The 693-nt window shown below is 43.0% G+C and carries 1 protein-coding gene; it reads right to left on the reverse strand.

The genetic code is table 11. The features are described 5' to 3' along the window. Positions 1-693 (reverse strand): IS4 family transposase (locus ACYQ4S_RS12100; RefSeq protein WP_459771409.1); only part of this gene is annotated, 693 nt, incomplete at both ends.

Genomic DNA, 693 nt, shown 5'->3' on the forward strand with positions numbered 1-693 from the left:
TCTTTCAGGTTATACTTTTGTCCATTGTATCCGTACGTTGTACGCGTAGGTTTAAGCATGCAGATGACTTGAAGCGGATAATCAGTGACCACTTGTTTGATGGTTTTAGGATAAGCGAACCAGCTGTCGAATAAAACGGTCTTTGCCTGTAAGGTCCGAGGATTGATGGAATCAAGTAAGTCGAATAGAGCCTTAGTAGCTTTCTGTTGGGCTTCAACGCGTCGTTTGTAGCCGACTGTACGTTTGTCTAGTTGGTCATTTGCTTCCATTAGGCGTGCTTGCTTCTTTTCTGAACTGAGTAGTGTGTGCGCTAAAGGAATGAAGCTAATGCCGTCTGACCAACCCAAAGTAAGCATACGAAACCCTCGCATAAAGGTTCCGGTTGAATGGTCATACACTTTTGCTAAAAGCTCGACTTTTTTGCTGCGGTTCCGACTGTATGTGGAATCGTCAATGATTAAGACACGTTCAGAATCGCTTTCCACTAAGGAAAGCAGGCGTTTCACAATGATTGACTCGCTCAATAGAATCAGAAATTTCCGCCAGTTAAAGGTTTTGGCATTCATGAACCGGTTTACAGTGTAAACACTAATTTCTTCAGGTGCTTTTGAAGAAAGGATAGCCTGGTTTCCAGATTTTGAGGTGAAGACTAGAGTAAACAAGAACTGAAAGAGTACCACAGGACTAACACCG

This window comes from Alkalibacterium sp. s-m-28 (genome assembly GCF_054658175.1).